The 19,522-nt window shown below is 45.5% G+C and carries 22 protein-coding genes and 1 riboswitch; of the genes, 21 read left to right on the top strand and 1 reads right to left on the bottom strand.

Translation table 11 applies throughout. The annotated features are described in order from the left end of the window. Positions 1-42: 42 nt before the first annotated feature. From AWH49_RS14315 to pabC, 3 genes are read left to right on the top strand one after another with little or no spacing between them, the layout of a single operon-like run. The gene (locus AWH49_RS14315) at positions 43-1,416 is read left to right on the top strand and encodes an anthranilate synthase component I family protein (protein ID WP_063966283.1); all 1,374 of its coding nucleotides are present in this window, start codon (positions 43-45) and stop codon (positions 1,414-1,416) included. Then, positions 1,413-2,003, top strand: coding sequence for an aminodeoxychorismate/anthranilate synthase component II (gene pabA / locus AWH49_RS14310; protein WP_063966282.1), 591 nt, complete (start codon positions 1,413-1,415; stop codon positions 2,001-2,003). The genes AWH49_RS14315 and pabA overlap by 4 nt, the downstream gene beginning before the upstream one ends. Next, positions 1,988-2,824 carry an aminodeoxychorismate lyase gene (gene pabC / locus AWH49_RS14305; protein ID WP_063966281.1) on the top strand — a complete coding sequence of 279 codons (837 nt, stop codon included), beginning with the start codon at positions 1,988-1,990 and terminating at the stop codon, positions 2,822-2,824. Before pabA ends, pabC begins: the two co-directional genes overlap by 16 nt. Positions 2,825-3,022: 198 nt before the next feature. Here pabC and AWH49_RS20120 read toward each other — a convergent pair whose 3' ends face one another. Beyond that, a complete protein-coding gene (locus tag AWH49_RS20120; protein ID WP_018395590.1) occupies positions 3,023-3,196 on the bottom strand; it encodes a hypothetical protein in 174 nt (57 codons plus the stop codon). 143 nt (positions 3,197-3,339) lie between these two features. After that, a riboswitch (cobalamin riboswitch) is annotated at positions 3,340-3,525 on the top strand. Between the two features lie 104 nt (positions 3,526-3,629). Between AWH49_RS20120 and AWH49_RS14300 the strand changes: the two genes are divergently transcribed. From AWH49_RS14300 to dhaM, 18 genes are all read left to right on the top strand, one after another. Further along, positions 3,630-4,583, top strand: coding sequence for an ABC transporter substrate-binding protein (locus AWH49_RS14300; protein ID WP_063966280.1), 954 nt, complete (start codon positions 3,630-3,632; stop codon positions 4,581-4,583). Continuing rightward, positions 4,546-5,601, top strand: coding sequence for a FecCD family ABC transporter permease (locus tag AWH49_RS14295; protein WP_063966279.1), 1,056 nt, complete (start codon positions 4,546-4,548; stop codon positions 5,599-5,601). The genes AWH49_RS14300 and AWH49_RS14295 overlap by 38 nt, the downstream gene beginning before the upstream one ends. Continuing rightward, on the top strand, positions 5,601-7,067 hold the full coding sequence (locus AWH49_RS14290) for an adenosylcobinamide amidohydrolase (RefSeq protein ID WP_063966278.1): 1,467 nt from the start codon (positions 5,601-5,603) through the stop codon (positions 7,065-7,067). Before AWH49_RS14295 ends, AWH49_RS14290 begins: the two co-directional genes overlap by 1 nt. Beyond that, positions 7,064-8,044, top strand: a complete 981-nt coding sequence (gene cbiB / locus AWH49_RS14285) for an adenosylcobinamide-phosphate synthase CbiB (protein WP_063966277.1) — start codon at positions 7,064-7,066, stop codon at positions 8,042-8,044. The genes AWH49_RS14290 and cbiB overlap by 4 nt, the downstream gene beginning before the upstream one ends. Then, positions 8,001-9,074, top strand: a complete 1,074-nt coding sequence (gene cobD, locus AWH49_RS14280; RefSeq protein WP_063966276.1) for a threonine-phosphate decarboxylase CobD — start codon at positions 8,001-8,003, stop codon at positions 9,072-9,074. Before cbiB ends, cobD begins: the two co-directional genes overlap by 44 nt. Then, on the top strand, positions 9,068-9,613 hold the full coding sequence (locus tag AWH49_RS14275; protein ID WP_063966275.1) for a bifunctional adenosylcobinamide kinase/adenosylcobinamide-phosphate guanylyltransferase: 546 nt from the start codon (positions 9,068-9,070) through the stop codon (positions 9,611-9,613). The genes cobD and AWH49_RS14275 overlap by 7 nt, the downstream gene beginning before the upstream one ends. Next, positions 9,598-11,058, top strand: coding sequence for a cobyric acid synthase (locus AWH49_RS14270; RefSeq protein WP_063966274.1), 1,461 nt, complete (start codon positions 9,598-9,600; stop codon positions 11,056-11,058). Before AWH49_RS14275 ends, AWH49_RS14270 begins: the two co-directional genes overlap by 16 nt. Continuing rightward, on the top strand, positions 11,055-11,834 hold the full coding sequence (locus tag AWH49_RS14265; protein ID WP_063966273.1) for an adenosylcobinamide-GDP ribazoletransferase: 780 nt from the start codon (positions 11,055-11,057) through the stop codon (positions 11,832-11,834). Before AWH49_RS14270 ends, AWH49_RS14265 begins: the two co-directional genes overlap by 4 nt. Next, complete coding sequence (locus AWH49_RS14260; RefSeq protein WP_063966272.1) at positions 11,792-12,406, top strand: histidine phosphatase family protein; 615 nt, start codon at positions 11,792-11,794, stop codon at positions 12,404-12,406. The genes AWH49_RS14265 and AWH49_RS14260 overlap by 43 nt, the downstream gene beginning before the upstream one ends. Then, the gene (locus AWH49_RS14255) at positions 12,358-12,783 is read left to right on the top strand and encodes a bifunctional adenosylcobinamide kinase/adenosylcobinamide-phosphate guanylyltransferase (RefSeq protein ID WP_034288875.1); all 426 of its coding nucleotides are present in this window, start codon (positions 12,358-12,360) and stop codon (positions 12,781-12,783) included. Before AWH49_RS14260 ends, AWH49_RS14255 begins: the two co-directional genes overlap by 49 nt. Next, positions 12,780-13,367 carry a cob(I)yrinic acid a,c-diamide adenosyltransferase gene (locus tag AWH49_RS14250; protein ID WP_063966271.1) on the top strand — a complete coding sequence of 196 codons (588 nt, stop codon included), beginning with the start codon at positions 12,780-12,782 and terminating at the stop codon, positions 13,365-13,367. The genes AWH49_RS14255 and AWH49_RS14250 overlap by 4 nt, the downstream gene beginning before the upstream one ends. Then, positions 13,364-13,852: an ECF transporter S component gene (locus tag AWH49_RS14245; RefSeq protein ID WP_063966270.1), complete on the top strand. Its 489-nt coding sequence runs from the start codon at positions 13,364-13,366 to the stop codon at positions 13,850-13,852. Before AWH49_RS14250 ends, AWH49_RS14245 begins: the two co-directional genes overlap by 4 nt. Continuing rightward, a complete protein-coding gene (locus tag AWH49_RS14240) occupies positions 13,845-14,513 on the top strand; it encodes a hypothetical protein (protein WP_063966269.1) in 669 nt (222 codons plus the stop codon). Before AWH49_RS14245 ends, AWH49_RS14240 begins: the two co-directional genes overlap by 8 nt. A 137-nt stretch (positions 14,514-14,650) precedes the next feature. Next, positions 14,651-16,858, top strand: a complete 2,208-nt coding sequence (locus AWH49_RS14235) for a FapA family protein (RefSeq protein WP_063966268.1) — start codon at positions 14,651-14,653, stop codon at positions 16,856-16,858. Positions 16,859-16,971: 113 nt separating this feature from the next. Then, positions 16,972-17,424: a DUF6376 family protein gene (locus tag AWH49_RS14230; RefSeq protein WP_063966267.1), complete on the top strand. Its 453-nt coding sequence runs from the start codon at positions 16,972-16,974 to the stop codon at positions 17,422-17,424. An 89-nt stretch (positions 17,425-17,513) separates the two neighbouring features. Beyond that, a complete protein-coding gene (dhaK, locus tag AWH49_RS14225) occupies positions 17,514-18,491 on the top strand; it encodes a dihydroxyacetone kinase subunit DhaK (RefSeq protein ID WP_063966266.1) in 978 nt (325 codons plus the stop codon). A gap of 10 nt (positions 18,492-18,501) precedes the next feature. Further along, the gene (gene dhaL, locus AWH49_RS14220) at positions 18,502-19,104 is read left to right on the top strand and encodes a dihydroxyacetone kinase subunit DhaL (protein WP_018395607.1); all 603 of its coding nucleotides are present in this window, start codon (positions 18,502-18,504) and stop codon (positions 19,102-19,104) included. Further along, complete coding sequence (gene dhaM / locus AWH49_RS14215) at positions 19,097-19,480, top strand: dihydroxyacetone kinase phosphoryl donor subunit DhaM (RefSeq protein WP_034288889.1); 384 nt, start codon at positions 19,097-19,099, stop codon at positions 19,478-19,480. The genes dhaL and dhaM overlap by 8 nt, the downstream gene beginning before the upstream one ends. The last annotated feature ends 42 nt before the right edge of the window (positions 19,481-19,522 follow it).

Genomic DNA, 19,522 nt, shown 5'->3' with positions numbered 1-19,522 from the left:
CGTATTATGATGAATGTAGAACATTGTGAAAGGTGGCACCACGTGAACATTTTTTACCGTAAAACAACCTACAATAAAGATCAATTTTTCACTCAATATACAGTACTGACGAAAAATGAATCGCATCATGCCTTGCTTGAAAGCGGACGCGGAGGACGCTATAGCTTTGCAGGAATGAAGCCATCGGCTATTGCGACGTCTACAACTGAAGGACTTCTTTTGCAAGAAAAAGGGCAAGAGAAGCTGTTTAAAGGGAACCCGCTTCATATGTTGATCCAGCTTTTAAACGAGCGAAACATATCGAAACGCGATGATCTCCCAGACTTTCAAGGCGGTGCGGTGGGCTGGATCAGTTACGATTATGTTCGGTTCATTGAAGCGCTCCCTAGGGTAGCGAAGCAAGACATTGACCTTCCCGATGTACAGTTTTTGCTGTTTGATGAATGGGCGGCATTCGATCATGAAACGAACGAATTATTTGTCATGAAAATGGGTGAAACGGATGAGGGACTGGATGAATTATTCTCTAGTTGGCTTGATTTAGCTGAACCAACCAATAATTGGTCGCATGCTAAATCGAAAGGCAGTACGGACGTATCGTTTCCAGAAGAGCTGTTTAAACATGCTGTTGAGCAAGTGCGTGAATACATTGCGGCAGGAGATGTATTCCAAGTCAATTTATCAGTGCGCCGGTCGAAAGCACTCGATGTGCCGCCGCTTGCCGTTTATGCAAAGCTGCGTGAATTGAATCCATCGCCGTATATGGCGTACATTCAAACACCTGATTTTCAAATTGTGTCAGGATCGCCGGAATTGCTCGTGAAAAAAAATGGTACTAAGCTCTCGACACGCCCAATTGCTGGAACACGCTCTCGCGGAAAAGATGATACGGAAGATGAGCAGCTTGCAGCAGAACTGATCAACAATGAAAAAGAGCGGGCGGAACATGTGATGCTTGTCGATTTAGAGCGAAATGATCTCGGCCGTGTGTCCCGGTATGGCACGGTTGAAGTAAATGAATTTATGGTCATTGAAAAATACTCACATGTGATGCACATCGTCTCAAACGTGCGCGGCGAACTCGCTGAAGGTAAAACGAATGCGGATGTCATCGACGCAGTCTTCCCTGGTGGCACGATTACCGGTGCACCTAAAGTGAGGACGATGGAAATTATTGAAGAGCTTGAACCAGTGCAACGGGGTATTTACACAGGATCGATCGGCTGGATTGGCTATAACGGCGATATGGAGCTGAATATTGTCATCCGGACGATGCTTGCGGCAAACGGATATGGCTATGTGCAGGCAGGAGCCGGCATTGTCATTGATTCTAAACCGGAATACGAGTATAAAGAGTCGCTTAAAAAAGCAGCGGCAATGTTAAAAGCGATGGAACTAGCGGAGGATGCACAATGATTTTTATGATTGATAATTACGATTCATTTACATACAATCTTGTACAATATCTCGGTGAACTTGGCCATGAACTCGTCGTGCGTCGCAATGATGAAGTGACAACCGATCAAATTGCCGGCATGAATCCGGATTTTGTTATGATATCTCCTGGACCATGCACGCCAGACGAGGCGGGCATCAGCATGGAAGCGGTTGAGAAATTCGCCGGCAAGATTCCGCTGTTTGGCGTTTGTCTCGGTCAGCAGTCGATTGCGCAGGCGTTCGGCGGTGATGTCATTCGCGCGGAACGGCTTATGCACGGGAAAACGTCTCCCGTTTTTCATGACGGCAAAACAGTATTTAAAAATTTACCAAACCCATTTCGGGCGACGCGCTATCATTCGCTCATAGTCAAAAAAGAAACGTTACCGGATTGCTTCGACGTATCTGCATGGACAGAAGAAGGTGAAATTATGGCGATCCGTCATAAAGAATTTGCCGTTGAAGCCGTTCAGTTTCACCCCGAATCAATCATGACCGAATGCGGGAAAGAGATGCTGCAAAATTTCATATCCACATATGGAGGCGCGTTATGTACACGTACGTAAATGGGGAAATCATTAAAAACGAAGATGTACGTATTTCTCCGTATGATCACGGCTTTTTATACGGAATCGGTGTTTTTGAAACGTTCCGTACATATAATGGCAGACCGTTTTTATTGGATGAACATCTTATCCGGCTGAATGAAAGCTTGACGGAATTAAATATTGATCTGCAATTGAATCGAAGCAATGTTGAAAAAATATTATCGATGCTTTTTGACGCCAATGGATGGGAAAATGCTTATATTCGATTGAACGTTTCAGCGGGTGACGGTGAAATTGGGTTACAGACAACGCCCTATCGAAATCCGAATATGATCGTCTTTCAAAAACCACTCACTGGGACAGAATCTCTTGCTGAAAAAAAAGGTGAATGGTTAACGCTGCGCCGGAACAGTCCAGAAGGCCGTTATCGTTTGAAGTCGCATCATTATTTAAATAATATGTTTGGTAAGCGTGAGGTTGGAAATGATCCTAAAGTTGAAGGGATATTTTTGACGGAAAACGGTTATATAGCAGAAGGGGTTGTGTCGAATATTTTTTGGACGCAGCAAAACACGCTATATACACCAGCGCGTGAGACTGGTATCCTGGCCGGTGTGACACGGCGATTTGTCATGAAAATAGCGCGGGAAGCCGGTATGAATGTAGAAGAAGGATTGTACCATCCGGAAGATGTTTATGCAGCTGATGAAGCATTTGTCACGAATTCTATTCAAGAAATTGTGCCGTTGTCTGCACTCGGAAATACAACATTTCCAGGTGCAGAAGGGGCGGCCGTAAATGCATTATTTATACGGTACCGGGAGGCTGTTCGTCTATGACGAGCAGCACTTTTTCTTTTGCGAACTCCCTGTGATAGTTCTCTGCGTCTTCTTCAGATAACCCAAATTTAATTAATGAATCTTTCACCGGTTTTTCCCGTGATATTGGATGTAGAAACAGGATAGGAAAATAATTTTAAGAGTATGTTCTGTTCCTTTCAAATAAAAAAACCTGTCCATAATAGACAGGCGGTCACATTACAATTTTTGTTCATATGATGAATCTTGGTTGAAATAGCTGTCATTATTGTCCGGAAATTTATCAATCCGGTTCGAGTCACTGAAATCAAATGAGTCACGGAGAAAATAAACGAAAAAGAATCCAACGACCATAATAATCAGAAAAAGAATAATTACTGTTAAGGGACCCACTATAAACGCCTCCATTCTTTATCGTTACTAAACATGTTCCACTTTTTCATAGATAATAAACATATAATTTTTATATAAAGCTGAATTTTCTGAAAAAATAACCTTTCTCTTTTTTCATGTATAATGAAACATGACGGAAAACATACATATGAACGTATCTAGGTGAAGCTGCGAATAGCGGTTTCTTAAAAGGGAAGCTGGTGAAATTCCAGCGCGGTCCCGCCACTGTAAATGGGAGTAAAAGACACGATGTCACTGTGTAAACACACGGGAAGACGTTTTTTACGATGACCATGAGCCAGGAGACCTGCCTTGGAACGATGCACCGACAACCTGCGCGGATAGGTGGTGTGACGGACGGGTCTGACTGTCTTTCATACACCTCTATCACGTAGAGGTGTTTTTTATTTTCCGAAAAAAGGGGGAATTATTGATGAAAAAATCATGGCTGGCATTAGGAATATCAGCGGCATTGCTTGCAGGCTGCGGTGCGGAAGAAGAGGCACCTACTAAAGAAAATAAGGAAACAAAGACAGAAGAAACAGCTGGATTTCCTGTTATAGTAACAGGGGCGGACGGTAATGAAGTCGAAATTGAAGCGGCACCAAAACGCATTGTCACATTAGCACCAAGCAATACGGAGATCGTGTACGAATTAGGTCTTGGTGAAGAAATCGTTGGTGTATCGGATAATGATACATATCCGGAAGATGTACAAACAAAAGAAAAAGTCGGCGGCATGGAGTTTAACGTCGAAAAAATTATTAGCCTTGATCCGGATCTTGTTTTGGCGCATGATTCTGCCGGTGCCGCTTCTGAAACAGGTGTTCAGCAGCTTCGCGAAGCAGGCATCGATGTCCTTGTCATTAATAACGCGGATAGCATCGCTGAAATGTACAATTCGTTTGAATTAATTGGAGAAGCAACCGGGACAGCAGCAGAAGCTGAAACGGAAGTAAAAGAATTAAAAGCGGATTTTGCGGCGCTTGAAGAAAAAGCCGCTTCTATTAAAGAAGAAGACGTGAAAAGTGTCTTTTTTGAAGTTGATCCAACACTTTATACAGCAGGAAAAGGCACATATCTAAATGAAATTTTTGAGCTGATCAACGTTGAAAACACAATGGCAGATCAAGAAGGATGGCCGCAAGTAACGGAAGAAGCGGTAATTGAAAAAAATCCAGATGTTATTTTACTGAATTACGGCTCTTACGTGGAAAACGCGGTTGATGGCGTATTGACGCGCGAAGGCTGGGATAACGTGAATGCAGTGAAAAATAAAGAAGTCATTGAAGTGAATGCGGATATTACGAGCCGGACAGGCCCTCGTCTTGCAGAAGGAGCTGAATCTATTGCGGAAGCGGTCTACCCGGACGTTTTTGCCCAATAAAAAAACGGCGTACGCTTTTGCATTGTTGTTTCTCATTGGGGCCATCTTTATAGGAACGGCAGTTGGAACGATACACGTCCCATTTCGACACATTGCTGCGATTTTAGCGCATCATTTATTCGGAACGGGGCTGTCAATGGACGCATCCATTGACAATATCGTCTGGAAAATCCGGTTCCCTCGTGTAGTGCTTGCTGGTTTAATTGGGGCTTCACTGGCGATTGCGGGAGCCGCTTTTCAAGGATTGCTCCGTAATCCGCTGGCTGATCCGTATACACTTGGTGTTTCTTCCGGGGCATCAGTTGGTGCGGTGCTTGTGCTGTTTTTTCATGTCTCGATTCCATTTCTCGGCGGATTTACGCTGCCGGTTGTCAGTGTGGCAACAGCCATTTTAACGATCTTTTGTGTGCTTTTGTTTGCGCAGACGATTGAGCGGTCAATGAAGCTTGAAACGATTATTTTAACAGGCATTATTTTCAGCTCGTTTCTTGGTTCGTTTATTTCATTGATGATTGCGCTCACTGGCGAAGAGCTGCGGCAGATTATCAACTGGCTACTTGGCAGTGTTTCAATGCGCGGGTGGTCGTATGTACAGCTTATGACACCATTTTTTATCGGTGGCGCGCTGCTTCTCATGTATATGGCACCAGAATTAAATGCGATGTCATTTGGCGAAGAAAAAGCGAAATATCTCGGTGTGAATGTTCAGCGAAAAAAAATGATGGTTCTTATTGCGGGTTCCGTCTTAACAGGTGCGGCAGTTGCAGTGTCTGGCACGATCGGTTTCGTCGGTCTTGTCGTTCCACATTTTGTCCGTATTCTTATCGGGCCTGATCACCGGCACCTGCTGCCACTTTCAATGATTACCGGTGCAGGATTTTTAATCATGGCTGATTTAACCGCTCGTACGATTATTTCACCGACTGAGCTTCCGATTGGCGTCATTACGTCACTGATCGGCGCACCGGTATTTGCACTTATTTTACTAAACAAAAAACGAAAAGGAGGCGTCGCGTGATGTTGCAAGTGAACGAGCTTTCAGGAGGATACGGAAGCGGGCTTATTGTCCGCGGCGTATCCTTTTCTGTTAAACAGGGAGAACTGTTCGGCATTCTCGGGCCGAACGGGAGCGGGAAAACAACCTTGCTGAATATGATCAGTGGGTTAACAAAACCGGCATCCGGCACGATTGTTGTGAAAGAAAAGCCGATTTTGACTTATGCACCGAAAGAATTGGCGCGCGTCGTTGCGGTGCTTCCGCAAATGACGTCGAGCCAGTATGCCTATACAGTGAAAGAAACGGTATCGCTCGGCCGATATGCGCATCAAACCGGATTTTTTAAATCGTGGACCAATGAAGATGAAACGGCTGTGCAGGAAGCGATGAATCAAACGGGAACGTCTTTATTTGCAGACAAACAGCTTTCTGCATTGTCCGGCGGCGAAAGGCAGCGCGTCTTTCTTGCGCAGGCGCTGGCACAGGAACCGGAAATATTACTGCTTGATGAACCAACCAATCATCTCGATTTATCGTTTCAAAAAGACTTGCTTGATTTATTAAAACAAATGACATCGAATGGACTCACTGTCATTTCGATTTTTCATGATTTAAACCTTGCGTCGCTTTACTGTGATAGGCTTTTACTGATGAAAAACGGTGCGGTGCATACAATAGGTACAGCAGCTGACATTATGAAAGAACAGCACATTCATGACGTGTACAATACGGATGTGCAAAAACAGCCGCATCCGGAAGTGCCAAAGCCGCAAATGAGTTTGCTGCCTGCGCCGTCGAACGTGCAACCGGTTGAAATTGGAGAAGAATTATTGGAGTGGCACAGTGACTACATTTCGATCCGCCCGCCCGTGCCATTAAAAACATTATCATCCGGCGTCATTGGAGCTGGTTGGGGATGGCGCAGTGCGTTTGTAAATCGGCACGTCGATAAAAACTACAATATGGATAACTTTGAAGAAGAAGCAGCGAATTATTTTCATGAACGCGGTTTTGACTTAAATGAAACGGTCGGCATGATGACAGCGGTGAAAATGAATGATGCGTCGTATCGACGCGAAGTTCGGGATGACGTATCCGTATTTGTCGTCGCTACAGCAGGTGTCGGCAATGCCGTAGATGTTACGAGGCCGCGTGCAAGCTGGAAAGAAAAGAAAAAACCCGGCACAATCAATATTTGGGTATTTGCGAACGGTAAGCTATCTGAAGAAGCTTTTGTGCAAGGGCTCATGACCGCGACCGAAGCGAAAGCGAAAGCACTTGCCGATGCGGGCGTTCGTGATCCCGAAACTGGCACAATCGCAACCGGTACATCAACCGACAGTATGCTGATTGCTGCTACACAGCGAGGCGCGTACCAGCAATTTGCTGGATCGATCACACCGCTTGGCATTGCGATCGGCTGTGCAGTGTACAAAAGCGTAACAGAAGCACTGGAAAAAAGCAGCCGTAGAAAGGCAATGCTATGATAATCCATGCTCTGGCCATCATTGCTGCACTTATTCTTGATCGTCTGATCGGTGATCCAAAAAATGCCCCCCATCCGGTTAAATGGTTCGGGCATTTAATTACGCTGCTAGATATAAAATGGAACAAAGGCGCATACCGCTTTGAAAAAGGAATCGCGATGCTCATCGTCGTTCTCGTCGTCACGGCAAGCGCTTCGATGGCTCTCTTATATGTCGCATCACGGGTACATCCAGGCGCCCAGATCATGATCGAAGCTATCATGATCTGGGCCTCGATTGCCCCGCGCAGTTTAAAAGAAGCAGGTATGGACGTTTATAAGCCACTTATGGATGGAGATATGAACGAAGCACGCCGTAAACTGTCGTGGATTGTCGGGCGTGATACGGATACCCTCGATGAAGGTGAAATCACACGCGGTGCAGTTGAAACGATCGCCGAAAATACGTCAGATGGTGTTATCGCCCCATTATTTTGGGCGATGATCGGTGGTGGACCGGCGGCGCTTTTATATAGAGCAGTCAACACGTGTGACTCAATGGTCGGCTACCGGAATGATGCATATGAACAATTCGGTAAAGCGGCGGCACGTTTTGATGATATCGTTAACTATATTCCCGCCCGGCTGACGGCTTTTTTGCTCGTTGTCGCAGCGGACAAACGGGCAGACATTCGCCGCCGCGCCTGGCATATAGTCGTGCGCGATGCGAAAAAACATCCGTCGCCAAACAGCGGCTGGTGTGAAGCCGCGGTGGCTGGCCTTTTACAAATTGAACTAGGCGGCTTAAATACGTACAAAGGCATCGTCTCAGATCGCGCCCGAATGGGAGAAGCAATCCATGTGCGCCGTGCTGAACACATTTTGGAAGCCGCTACATTAATGGAACGGGCCACGTACTTATTCGTAGCTATGTTTCTAGCAGGAGTGTTTATTTATGAATTTGCCATCGCACGGAGCGAATCCGTCCCATTTATATAAAGCATCAGGCGTTGCTGAACCAGGGAATGTACTTGACTTTAGTGTGAATACAAATCCGTTTGGTCCGCCGAGCTGGTTAAAAGAAAAATGGCCAGCTCTTTTACATACAATCGAAGACTACCCAGACCCGACAGGCCAAAAAGCTGTCGCGGCCATCGCAGAACAATTCACCGTCTCACATGACCAGATTTTACTCGGAAATGGTGCAGCAGAAATTATTCATTTCATTGCTCGGCACGCAGCCGGCCAAAAAGCGGTCATCTGTACACCGGCTTTCTCTGAATATGAAGACGCGTGTGAGGCTTACAAATGTCCGATTGAATTCGTCCCCGTATCTATTGACAATTGGCAGTTGCCAGTCAATGAACTCATCGAAAAAGCAGTTGATGCCGCTGTATTATTTTTATGTACACCGAACAACCCGACAGGCCAGTCTTTTCATGAGAAGGACATTCTCTCGCTACTTGAAAAAACGAGACAGTCAAATGCTATGATCGTGATAGATGAAGCATTTTACGATTTTGCAAGCGACGATTCGCTTGCGAAATACGTGAATGAATTCTCGCATCTTGCTGTTATGCACTCATTAACAAAAATGTATGCGATCGCGGGTCTACGTATAGGCTATGTCATTGCTTCTGAAACGATTATCCGTCAGTTGAAAAACTATCGTCCGCATTGGAATGTCAATGCGATCGCTCTGCAGGTAGCGGAATCCATTGCCCGTGATCATCACCATGCGTCTAAAACAAGGACAATGATTGACGGTGAACGAAATAAAATGAAAGAACAGCTCGAAAGGATCGGTTATCTCGTCTTGTCCTCTTCCGTTAACTTTTATTTGTTAAAAGATCCAGAGCTGGATGATCAAAAACCGCTTCTTCACTTTTTAATGGAACGCGGTATCGTTCTTCGGCATACAGAAAACTTCTACGGATTAAACGGAAAGTGGCTTAGAGCCGCCGTGAAAAAAGAGCAGGATAATAACCGGCTGATCGATGCGCTCATAGAATGGAGGAACAAATGTTAATCTTTATTTCTGGCGGTGTCCGGAGCGGAAAAAGCGGCATTTCCGAACAGATTGCGATTCGTCACATTCATCCAGAAGGGCGTCTATTGTACGTTGCCTGTGGGTCTAGGACGGATGCAGAAATGGATGAACGCATTTTTCATCACCGCGAGCGCCGGGCAAATTCCGGTTACACGTGGTCAACGATTGAACAGTCTGTTGATATTGGGGACATTCCTATTGAATCGAATGATACGGTGCTCATTGACTGCGTAACGACGCTTCTTGCCGGTGAATATTTTCGGGAAGATAAAGCGGCGTTTGAAGCGGGCGTCAGGATTACGGATGGCATTCTTAACATTCATAAAAGAGCTAAAACGGTCGTAGTCGTTTCGAATGAGCTGTCGTATGAAACGCCGGCAACCGATTTAACGGCTGATTATATGAAAATGCTTGGGATGATTCACCAGAAGATTGTGAAAGAAAGTGATCTGGCAGTGCTTGTCGAACACGGCATTCCTGTTGTGAAGAAAGGGGTGGTGACGTGCGCGGTGTCATGATTCAAGGAACGTCGTCGGATGCAGGGAAAAGTTTTATTGCGACAGCGCTTTGCCGTCTTCTTATCCAAAAAGGTTACAGGCCGGTGCCGTTTAAACCACAAAATGTATCAAACAATTCATATGTAACGGCGGACGGAAAAGAAATTGGCCGGGCACAAGGACTTCAGGCAGAAGCAGCAGGCTTGGAAGCGAAGCCGTGCATGAATCCACTCTTGTTAAAGCCGTCGGGAAATGGAGCATCTGAAATTGTTTTGTTCGGTGAAAGGCTCGAAGTCATGTCGGGGATGGCGTACCGGACGGATTATTACGACCGGGCGATTGCGGCGATCAAGCAGGGGCTGCAGGAAGTAAGTGAACTCGGCGATATAGTCGTCATTGAAGGTGCCGGAAGCCCGGTTGAAATGAATTTGAAAAAACAGGAAGTCGTTAATATGAAAACCGCGGAACTGGCTGATGTCCCGGTAATACTGACCGCCGATATTGACCGTGGCGGACTGTTTGCATCAATCGTTGGCACACTTACGTTGTTAGAAGAACATGAACGTGCACGTGTAAAAGGGATTATCGTTAACCGGTTTCACGGCGATGCACGCTTCTTTGAAGACGGGAAAACGTGGCTTGAAAAGTACACCGGCATTCCAGTGCTGGCGGTGCTGCCGTTTTTGCCGGGGCATACGCTTGATGGCGAAGATTCATTGTCGATCCGGGATATAAGACGGAATAACGCAGCAATTGATATCGCTGTCATCCGTTTGCCGTACATTTCAAATGGAAGTGATATTGAACCGTTTGCATTTGAAGACGATGTGAATGTACGCTGGGTACAGTCAGCTCATTCGTTCGGATCGCCGGATGCTGTTATTATTCCGGGGACGAAAAGTGCATTCGCTGATCTTGCTTTTCTAAAAGAAACGGGTCTTGATGAGAGAATTGTTTCTTTTGCAAAAGGGGGTGGTGTTGTTACCGGACTGTGCGGCGGATTTCAATTGATGGGCCAAACACTTTCTGATCCGGATGGCACTGATACAGGTGAAACGGGTTCGATAGCATATGGCATGGGGATCATTCCGGCTCATACGATTTTTAAAAGTGAAAAAACAGTCGTTCGAACAGAAGGAATAGCACGCGGCATCCCGCTATCCGGCTATGAAATTCATTTTGGCGAAACGAAGGTATGCGGCGAACCGTTTATGGTGTGCACAGATTATGAAGAAGGCTATAGATCAACGGACGGGAAAGTGAGCGGCACGTATTTGCACCATTTATTTTATAATGATCTATTTCGGGCAGACTGGCTAAATCAGATCCGCCGAGCAAAAGGATTGACAGAACGCGCGCCGCTGGATATGAATAGAGATCAAACGTATGATGTGATTGCAGAACATCTTGATCGTCATCTTGACTGGCCAATGTTTGAAGCCATTTTGGATGGTCTCCCCTTATGAAAGCCTATTTATATGCAGCTGGCATTATTATTCAATTTTTTTCGGTACTGCCTCTTCATAAAACGCTGCCGATGGAGAAAGCGGAACTGCGGGCAGTACTTCACTTGTTTCCGGTGCTTGGTCTTGCGAAAGGTATTCTTTATGCCGGCGCATTCTGGGTGCTTCTTGAATGGAACCTCCCGTTTTCAGCGCTGGCTGTGGCATTTATCGTCTGGCTTTTGCCGATCGCATTTACAGGAGGCCTTCATCTTGACGGCTGGATGGACTGGGCAGATGCGCATTTTTCGTTTCGCGACAAAGATCGTCGACTGACCATTTTAAACGATCCACGCGCTGGTGCATTCGGTGTTCTCGCGCTTGTTCTGCTATTATCGGCAAAGTTTTTATTCATTTATGAAACGGTTGCAGCAGGGAGTGGCAATGCGATGTTCGTACTGCTCATTCCATTTTTGGCACAGCTATTGACAGGTTTGTTTTTACAATACGTTCCACCTGCAAAAGAAGAAGGACTTGCATATTTTTTCCGAAAAGGTCATTCGAAGTCGCTTCCATATATATATGCGGTTTTTATAATAGCCGCAGGAAGCATTTATAGTATGTCTCCGTTATTCTGGATAATGCTTGGCTGTTCGGGATTGTATTTCGTCTTGATTAAGAGAGGCATGCAAAAAGAATTTGGTGGTGTGACGGGTGATTTGCTCGGTGCGGCACAGGAAGGAGCGGAACTTTTGTTATGGATGATCGTGTGGTTATCGGTCTGTATCGCCACGGTGTGACATACGCAAATGTAAATAAACAATTTTGCGGATGGACCGATGTGAGTGTGACAGAGGAAGGATTAATGGCATTACGTGGAATGCAAGTACCTGACTATGACTGGATCGTATCCAGTGATTTGACGCGATGTGTGCAGACAGCTAGTGCTTTTTGGAGTCAGACTCCGAATCAAAAAAAGGGGTTCAGAGAATTCCATTTCGGGGAATGGGAGAACAAGACGCACGCGGAGCTGAAACATATTCCGGTTTATCGAGACTGGCTCAACGATTATACGATTCAAGTGCCAGGTGGAGATTCATATGTTGCATTTGCGGAGCGGGTTGAAGAGGAATTTCAGCAGGTTCTTACGGAAATGGCGGAGCAGAATATTCATCGGACGGCGATCGTGACGCATGGCGGTGTCATTCGTCATTTGCTTTCGGTGTTTGCGCCGGAAGAAAAGTCATTTTCGGACTGGACGTCGGATAACGGACAAGGATATGAATTATCCGGTTCTCTTTCCGCGATGAGGAGGGGTGAGCGATGCATCTCGTTACAGGCGGTGCCTTCAATGGAAAAAAACAATGGGTAAAAGAGTATTATAGGTTAGATAAAGTAGATCATCAATGGCATTCGTTTTATGAAGAAAAGCAAGTACCTGATTTTACAGAAGATATCGTTGTATTAGAAGGCATCGAACGATATGTCAGAATGCTTCTTGAAAAAGCGGAGACTGCGTTTGAAGCGCGCGCATTGTTTAAAAAGGATCTTGATCATTGGAAAAAAGAAAAACGAGATGTTGTGTTAATTGGGACGGATATGATGAAAGGTATTGTGCCGATGAATGCTTTTGATCGACACTGGCGTGATGCAACAGGATGGTGTTTTCAGGATGCAGCAGCGGCGTCAAGCCGGGTAGACACGGTTTGGTACGGCATTGCCGAAATGATAAAGGGGGAAAAAAGATGAGATTGTATACAAGAACAGGTGATAAAGGCGAAACGAGTATTATTGGTGGGCGCGTCGGAAAAGATAATTTGCGCGTGGAAGCATACGGGACAGTTGATGAACTGAATTCAGTTGTGGGTATGGCCATAACGGAGCTTGATCCGGCAAAATTTAGAGATATTTTAGCAGATCTGGAAACAATTCAGCATGAGCTGTTTGACTGCGGCGGCGACCTTGCGACAGTAAACGGAAAGCGTGGATTTAAGTTGCAGCAAGAATCGATTGATGAGATGGAAAAGAAAATCGATGTGTATATCACGGAGGCGCCGGAATTAGAGCGGTTTATTTTACCGGGCGGTTCAAAAGGATCAGCGATGACTCATCTGGCACGTACGGTTACGCGGCGGGCAGAACGGCTTGTAGTGGGTTTAATGCGTCAGGAAGACGATATTCATCCGGTGACGCTTAAGTATTTGAACCGGTTGTCTGATTATTTCTTTGCGATTGCCCGCGTCATTAATTTCCGAGAAGGCGTGAAAGATGTGGAATATGTGCGCAGTGCGAAAGTGTTCCGCGGAGGCAAGAGGAAGGAAGAAAAAGAATGAATGCGAAAAAAATAAGCTGGCTCGCTCTGTTTGTTTCCTTATCAGTTGTTGGTGGGATGATCAAAGTGCCAGCACCGATTTCGAGCGTGGCGCTTGATTCGTTTCCCGCATTAGTCGCGGCGGTTTTACTTGGCCCTGTTGCCGGAGCTTTAGTCGGTGCATTCGGTCATCTCGTCTCGGCGTTAATCGGCGGCCTTCCAATGGGGCCGCTTCATTTGCTTATTGCCATTGAAATGGCGGCGATTGTGTGGCTGTTCGGTCAATTGTATGTGGCCGTTCGAAAATGGACGGCGATTGTGACATTCATCCTTTTGAATGGATTTGTTTTACCGGCTCCGTTTATTTTGCTTATGGGGATGCCGTTCTATATTGGAGCAGTGCCGGGCATTACGATGGCGGCGATTTTTAATACGATGATCGCAGCGATATTAATTCCCCGCATTGTGCCGGCATTTGAAAAGCGGTTCGGCCATCTGAATGCGTGATGTCATTCAAACGAATGGGCTGATCATCGCTGCGGACAATAGCGGGGCTATCGGTGGTAAGCGGAATGATCTCGTTCGTGTTCCATATGAGACCGTTGGTTATTTTTCTGCGCGTGTCGCACTAATGGAGTGCGTCGCAGCCGGCGGCGAACCGTTTGCGGCGATCATTCATAATTTTTCTGGGGACGATGCGTGGCCGTTATTATGCGACGGTATTAAACAGGCGGCAGTAGAAATTGGCTGTACGCTTGAATTGACTGGCAGTACCGAGTCGAATTTTGTCATGAATCAATCCGCAACAGGTGTCGTCATCATAGGCAGGCATGTACGGAATATCGATCAATTTGACCGGAATGCGGTACGGTACGGTGTTATCGGTAAACCGCTTGTCGGTTCAGAAGTGTTGGAAAATCCAGATGATGTTGCTTCTCTAGCTGTTTTTAAAAAAATCAATTCTATGCCAGGTGTTGAATCGGTTGTACCAGTTGGATCAAAAGGAATTCGCTATGAATTGGAACAATTAGCGGAGAGACCTCTTACATGCGAATTGGATTTAGAAAAATCATCCGGCCCGGCGACGTGTTTTATCATCGCCGTACAGGAAGTGGCGATGAAAGCAGTGGAACAGGCAGCGGGAATCGTTTACTGGTGTAAGATATAAAATGGAGTCTTCGACAGAGTACTGTCGGAGGCTTTTTATTGTCCGATAATAAGGATAAGAAGGAAGATGAGTAATCAAAACGGTGTTCCCCTTTTTGATATATAATAGTACTATAGCAATGGTACTATTGTTGGGAAATGCAGTATATTGTCGGGTGTTGTGGAGAGAGGGGGTTTGATGTTCAGTCCGTATTAAATTCATTTCGTGATCATGTTGTGATCGTAAATAAAGAAGGGATCATTGTAGCTGTTAATGAAGAATGGGAAGTCTTTGCAAAAGGAGTGAATGAGGTGGAACCATCCATTCAAACTAAAGGAGAAACAATTGAGGCCGCGGTGAATAAGGCATTGGCACTTCTCGGCGCCACGATCAATGAGGTCAATGTAACTGTGCTGTCAAGACCTGCTAAAAGTTTGTTCGGGTTAAAAAAGCATCCCGCAGAAGTGCTTGTAATCAAAAAGGCTGTCCCTTTAATAAAAATGGAACAGAAGAAACCGTTTAATATAGATGAATCGATTGATTTGCCTCTCGATGATCGAGAAGATGAACAGCATTTGAAGCGGGATCAGTCTAATACAGATGAACAGGTCCTTTTGAAAAAGGAAGGGCCTTGTGTGTTTGTACAAAATGGGCGTGTCCTCGTACATTCGGAGGGGGATCGTTATCCGTTTATTGAGCCAACAGATAACGTGCGGGTGATTGTCAATGGGCGGCAAATTGAAGAGCGGACAACTGTGACGCCGCTTGATAATATTTTAGTGCATGTGACCGATGAAGTGTCTGCGTCAAAGATGGACATCCAGCTTATTGAACAGGATATGCTGGCGGTTCTTTCATACGAGCCTGGCAAGCGGATTAATCGGTATTTGAATGATATGCAGCCGGCGTTGACGCTCCGGATTGAAGCGGAAGAGGAAGTGCTGGAGTCAAATGATATAGAAGTGAAGAAAGTGATGAAGCGACTGCAGGAGTTGAATGTAACGCATGGCATATTACGGCATACGATTGTCGATGCGTGTCGAAACCCGAGCTCAAAGGATTACATTATTGCAAAAGGAACATATCCGACAGAAGGGTTAAATGGGGATGTTCACGTGCTCGTCCGTGAGCCGGATGAGATGTCATGGGATGAAGTAGAAAAGGTTGATTACCGTGAGAAAAATATATTTGTCAATGTGGAAGAAGGCGAAATGATCGCAGAAGTCATTTCATCGGTGCCAGGGATGGCGGGAACCGATTTGCTCGGGAAACCAATTTTACCGAAAGCGGTGAAAGATGTGACGGTCCGCCCCGGTAAAAATGTGATTGTGACAGATAAGAAGATCATTGCTCTAAAAGGCGGGAGACCGCAATTGGAGTGGCGCGGGATGCTGTTTAAGGCAGATGTTATGGAGGAACTTGTTCATTCGAAAGATGTAGACCTCGATTCGGGTAACATTCATTTTCAAGGTGATGTGCGCGTGCTCGGAAATGTGCAGGAATCAATGACGGTTGAATCAGGCGGAAACATATTTGTAAAAGGAACGGTATCGAAAGCACATCTTGAATCGGGACATTCTGTGACAGTTAAAAGCAATGTGTTTTCTTCAACGATCAGCGCGGGTAAATCAAATATCGTCATCGATGAACTCGTCGCGCAGGCGAAAGAAATTTTGTACTATTTGGATCATATGATGCTAGCGATTAAACAGCTCATAATGGTGCGTCGTGAAAAGGAAAATGCGCTTCAAGTGGGAGAGCTTCATTCTGTGATCCGGTTATTGCTTGAACGTAAATATACGGATTTTCGTGGGATTTTGCTCCGGTTTGTGAAGAATGTTAATGAACATCAGCCGATTCTTGAAAAAGAATGGATGACAAGTTCAGCGCGGCTGCACAGCATGTTTATCGCGCTTTCAAAAGAGCAGATCAATAAAGTAGCGGCGATTAAAGAGTTAACAGACGAGCTGCGCCAGTTGTATGAACTGTACAGCATTCCTGTTGAACCTAGCTGCCAGTTGACCGTTCCTTATGCCATTAATAGTTCTCTTTATTCAAGCGGCGATTTAGTCGTAAGCGGACAGGGAATTTACCATTGCCGTGTCCGCACAGGTAATGATGTGTTTATTCGCGGCGTGTGCAGAGGTGGTGAAATTGTCGCGGGACATAACGTAACGATTGATGAAGTAGGCTCGGAAGCAGGATCAAAAACGCGTATTCATGTGCCGGAAAACGGTATTATTAAAATGAATACGGTGTTTGAAGACACGACCATTCAGATTGGCAGCCGCGTACATACATTTGCTGTTGCGGCGTATCATGTGAATGCTCAATTGGAACAAAATGGTGCTATTTCCCTTTATTGAAACCTGCCAATTAAGCAGGTTTTTTTGTGTGAAATAGAGGAGCAAAAAATAAAAATGAATCCATTTAATTCATTTGGACGTATATCAGGTATAAAACTGAATGGGGGAAACCAATGATGATGAAATGGACCGCAGCAATCGGACTATCTGCTATTATTATTCTTAGTGGATGCAGTCTACTTGACGAAGCAAACAATACATTGACATACGCAACCGATATGACCGACTTTTTAAATGAAACACAGCAATTCGCAACCGATGTGCCGGCGCTGCTAGAAAGTGCTGCTTCTAACCCGAACATTGTCGGAGACGTGCAGACACAGTTTGAAAGCATGCAGCAGGATATCGATTTTATGCAGGAAATAGAAGTGCCTGCTGCCGCAGAAGGTATTCATGGCAAAGTGCTTGATTACAGTGTTCAGCTTGAAACGGGCATAAGTGATGCACTAGTCAAACTTGAAAATGGCGTTGTTGATCCGGCCGCTATATTTAAAAATACGGAATTACTACAAACGATTCAAGAACTTCAAGACCTCCGAATGAATATTGAGCAGCTCGGACAATAAAAAAGCCAGTTCATTCTTAAATAAATAGCGCAGGACTTCATGCTGGTTTTGTCGAATTATTATAATATTAAGAGGAAGAGGAGATAGAGATGGATAAGCTAATGCAAGATGCGAATCGATTTGTGTCGGATATAGTAGAAGGACTCGTACTCGCTCACCCAAATCAGTACGAAAAGGTAGAAGGATTAAACGTCGTCAAACGAAAAGGTGGAGCCATCGCCGGTAAGGTAGGCCTCGTTTCAGGTGGAGGTAGCGGGCATGAACCTGCACACGCTGGCTATATTGGAGACGGAATGCTTGATGCGGCTGTCTGTGGGGAAGTATTCACCTCACCAACACCGGACATGGTGCTCGAAGGAATCAAAGCAGCAGATGGAGGTGCAGGTGTACTCCTAGTCGTTAAGAATTACTCGGGCGACGTCATGAATTTTGACATGGCGAAAGATTTGGCCGAATTAGAAGGAATTCAGGTCGATACAGTGGTGGTGAATGACGATATCTCGATTAAGAACGAAGAAGATCGTCGAGGTGTCGCTGGCACGGTTTTCGTCCATAAGATTGCTGGAGCAGCAGCTGCTTCTGGAAAATCACTGGATGAGGTGAAGCAAGTAGCGGGTAAAGTCATCAGCCGGGTCCGTTCAATGGGAATGGCGCTGTCTCCTTGTTATATGCCGGAAAGTGGAAAGCCGGGTTTTGAACTGTCTGACGATGAGATGTGGATCGGGATTGGGATCCACGGGGAGAAAGGCGTTGAACGAAAAGCGGTCGCTCCTGTCAAAGACATCGCAGCTCAGCTAGTTGAGCATTTGACAGCTGAGGTGGCGGATAAGCGCGTTGCTGTCATGGTAAACGGTATGGGTGGGACGCCGGTCTCTGAGCTGTATCTGACTTATAAATATGTAAGTGAACTACTCGAGCAAAAAGGATATGAAATTGTCCGTCCTTATGTAGGAAATTACATGACGGCACTTGAAATGCATGGATTCTCCATCACGTTACTCCCTGTTGATGAGGAATTACTTCAATATTTAGATGCCTCGTCAAAGGCAATCGGATTTTTAGTGTGAGGTGGAATAGATGAAATTAACAGTAGAAGCATTACGCACAGCCTTGCTTGCGACAGCGGACGCAATTGAACAACAAAAGGATGAACTGACCGACTTAGACAGAGAAATTGGAGACGGTGATCACGGAATTAATATGTCTCGTGGTTTTCAAGGTGTTAAAAAGGAGCTCGAGGTACAGAATTCTCTTGCAGATCTTGGAGAATTGTCAAAACTAGTTGGAATGACGCTCATTAAGACGGTCGGTGGTGCTTCGGGTCCTTTGTATGGAACAGCATTCGTAAAGTTCGCGACAAAATGGAGCGGGATGAAGTCGGTAGAGGGAGAGGATCTGTTTGCTGGTTTTAAAGAAGCAACAGAAGGCATCAAGAGTCGTGGGAAATCACAAGCCGGTCAGAAAACGATGGTTGATATTTGGGAACCATTTACTGCATCCCTTCAAGCTGATTCGACTTTAGAAGAAGTGATTGATCAAGCGTTAGTGGATACGAAGGATCTCGTGGCAACAAAAGGGCGTGCTTCCTACTTTGGAGAAGCGACAAAGGGTGTTCAAGATCCAGGAGCCTTATCGAGTTCGATCCTCTTAAAGAACATCGTGGAGGTGCTTCATGATTAATCTGATTCTCGTCTCGCATAGTGAAAAGCTCGCAACAGGTTTAAAGGAATTGCTGGCTGAGATGGTACCATCTATTGAGATTCTGGTCGCGGCCGGATTAGAAGGTGGAAAAATCGGGACAGAAGTCTCGCGAATCGAGCAAGCTTTTTCTCAAATTTCCGATGATGCATTGATTTTGACAGATATCGGATCGGCAACGATGAATGCGGAATTGGCTCTCGAATTGTATACCGGAAAGCATACCATTCGCTTCGTCGACGTTCCTCTCGTGGAAGGATCGTTTCTAGCAGCAGTCTTAAGTGGACAAGGCCAACGGATCGATCAGATTGTGACAGAGCTTGAGCAGGAATATTTATCAAAAGAAAAAACGAATTAATAAGCAAAGCTCACCTCCAAGTCAACGATTTGGAGGTGAGCT

The sequence above is a fragment of the Domibacillus aminovorans genome (assembly GCF_001643235.1).
Taxonomy (GTDB): Bacteria; Bacillota; Bacilli; order Bacillales; family Domibacillaceae; genus Domibacillus; species Domibacillus aminovorans.
This window is presented reverse-complemented; position numbering and strand designations above follow the sequence as displayed.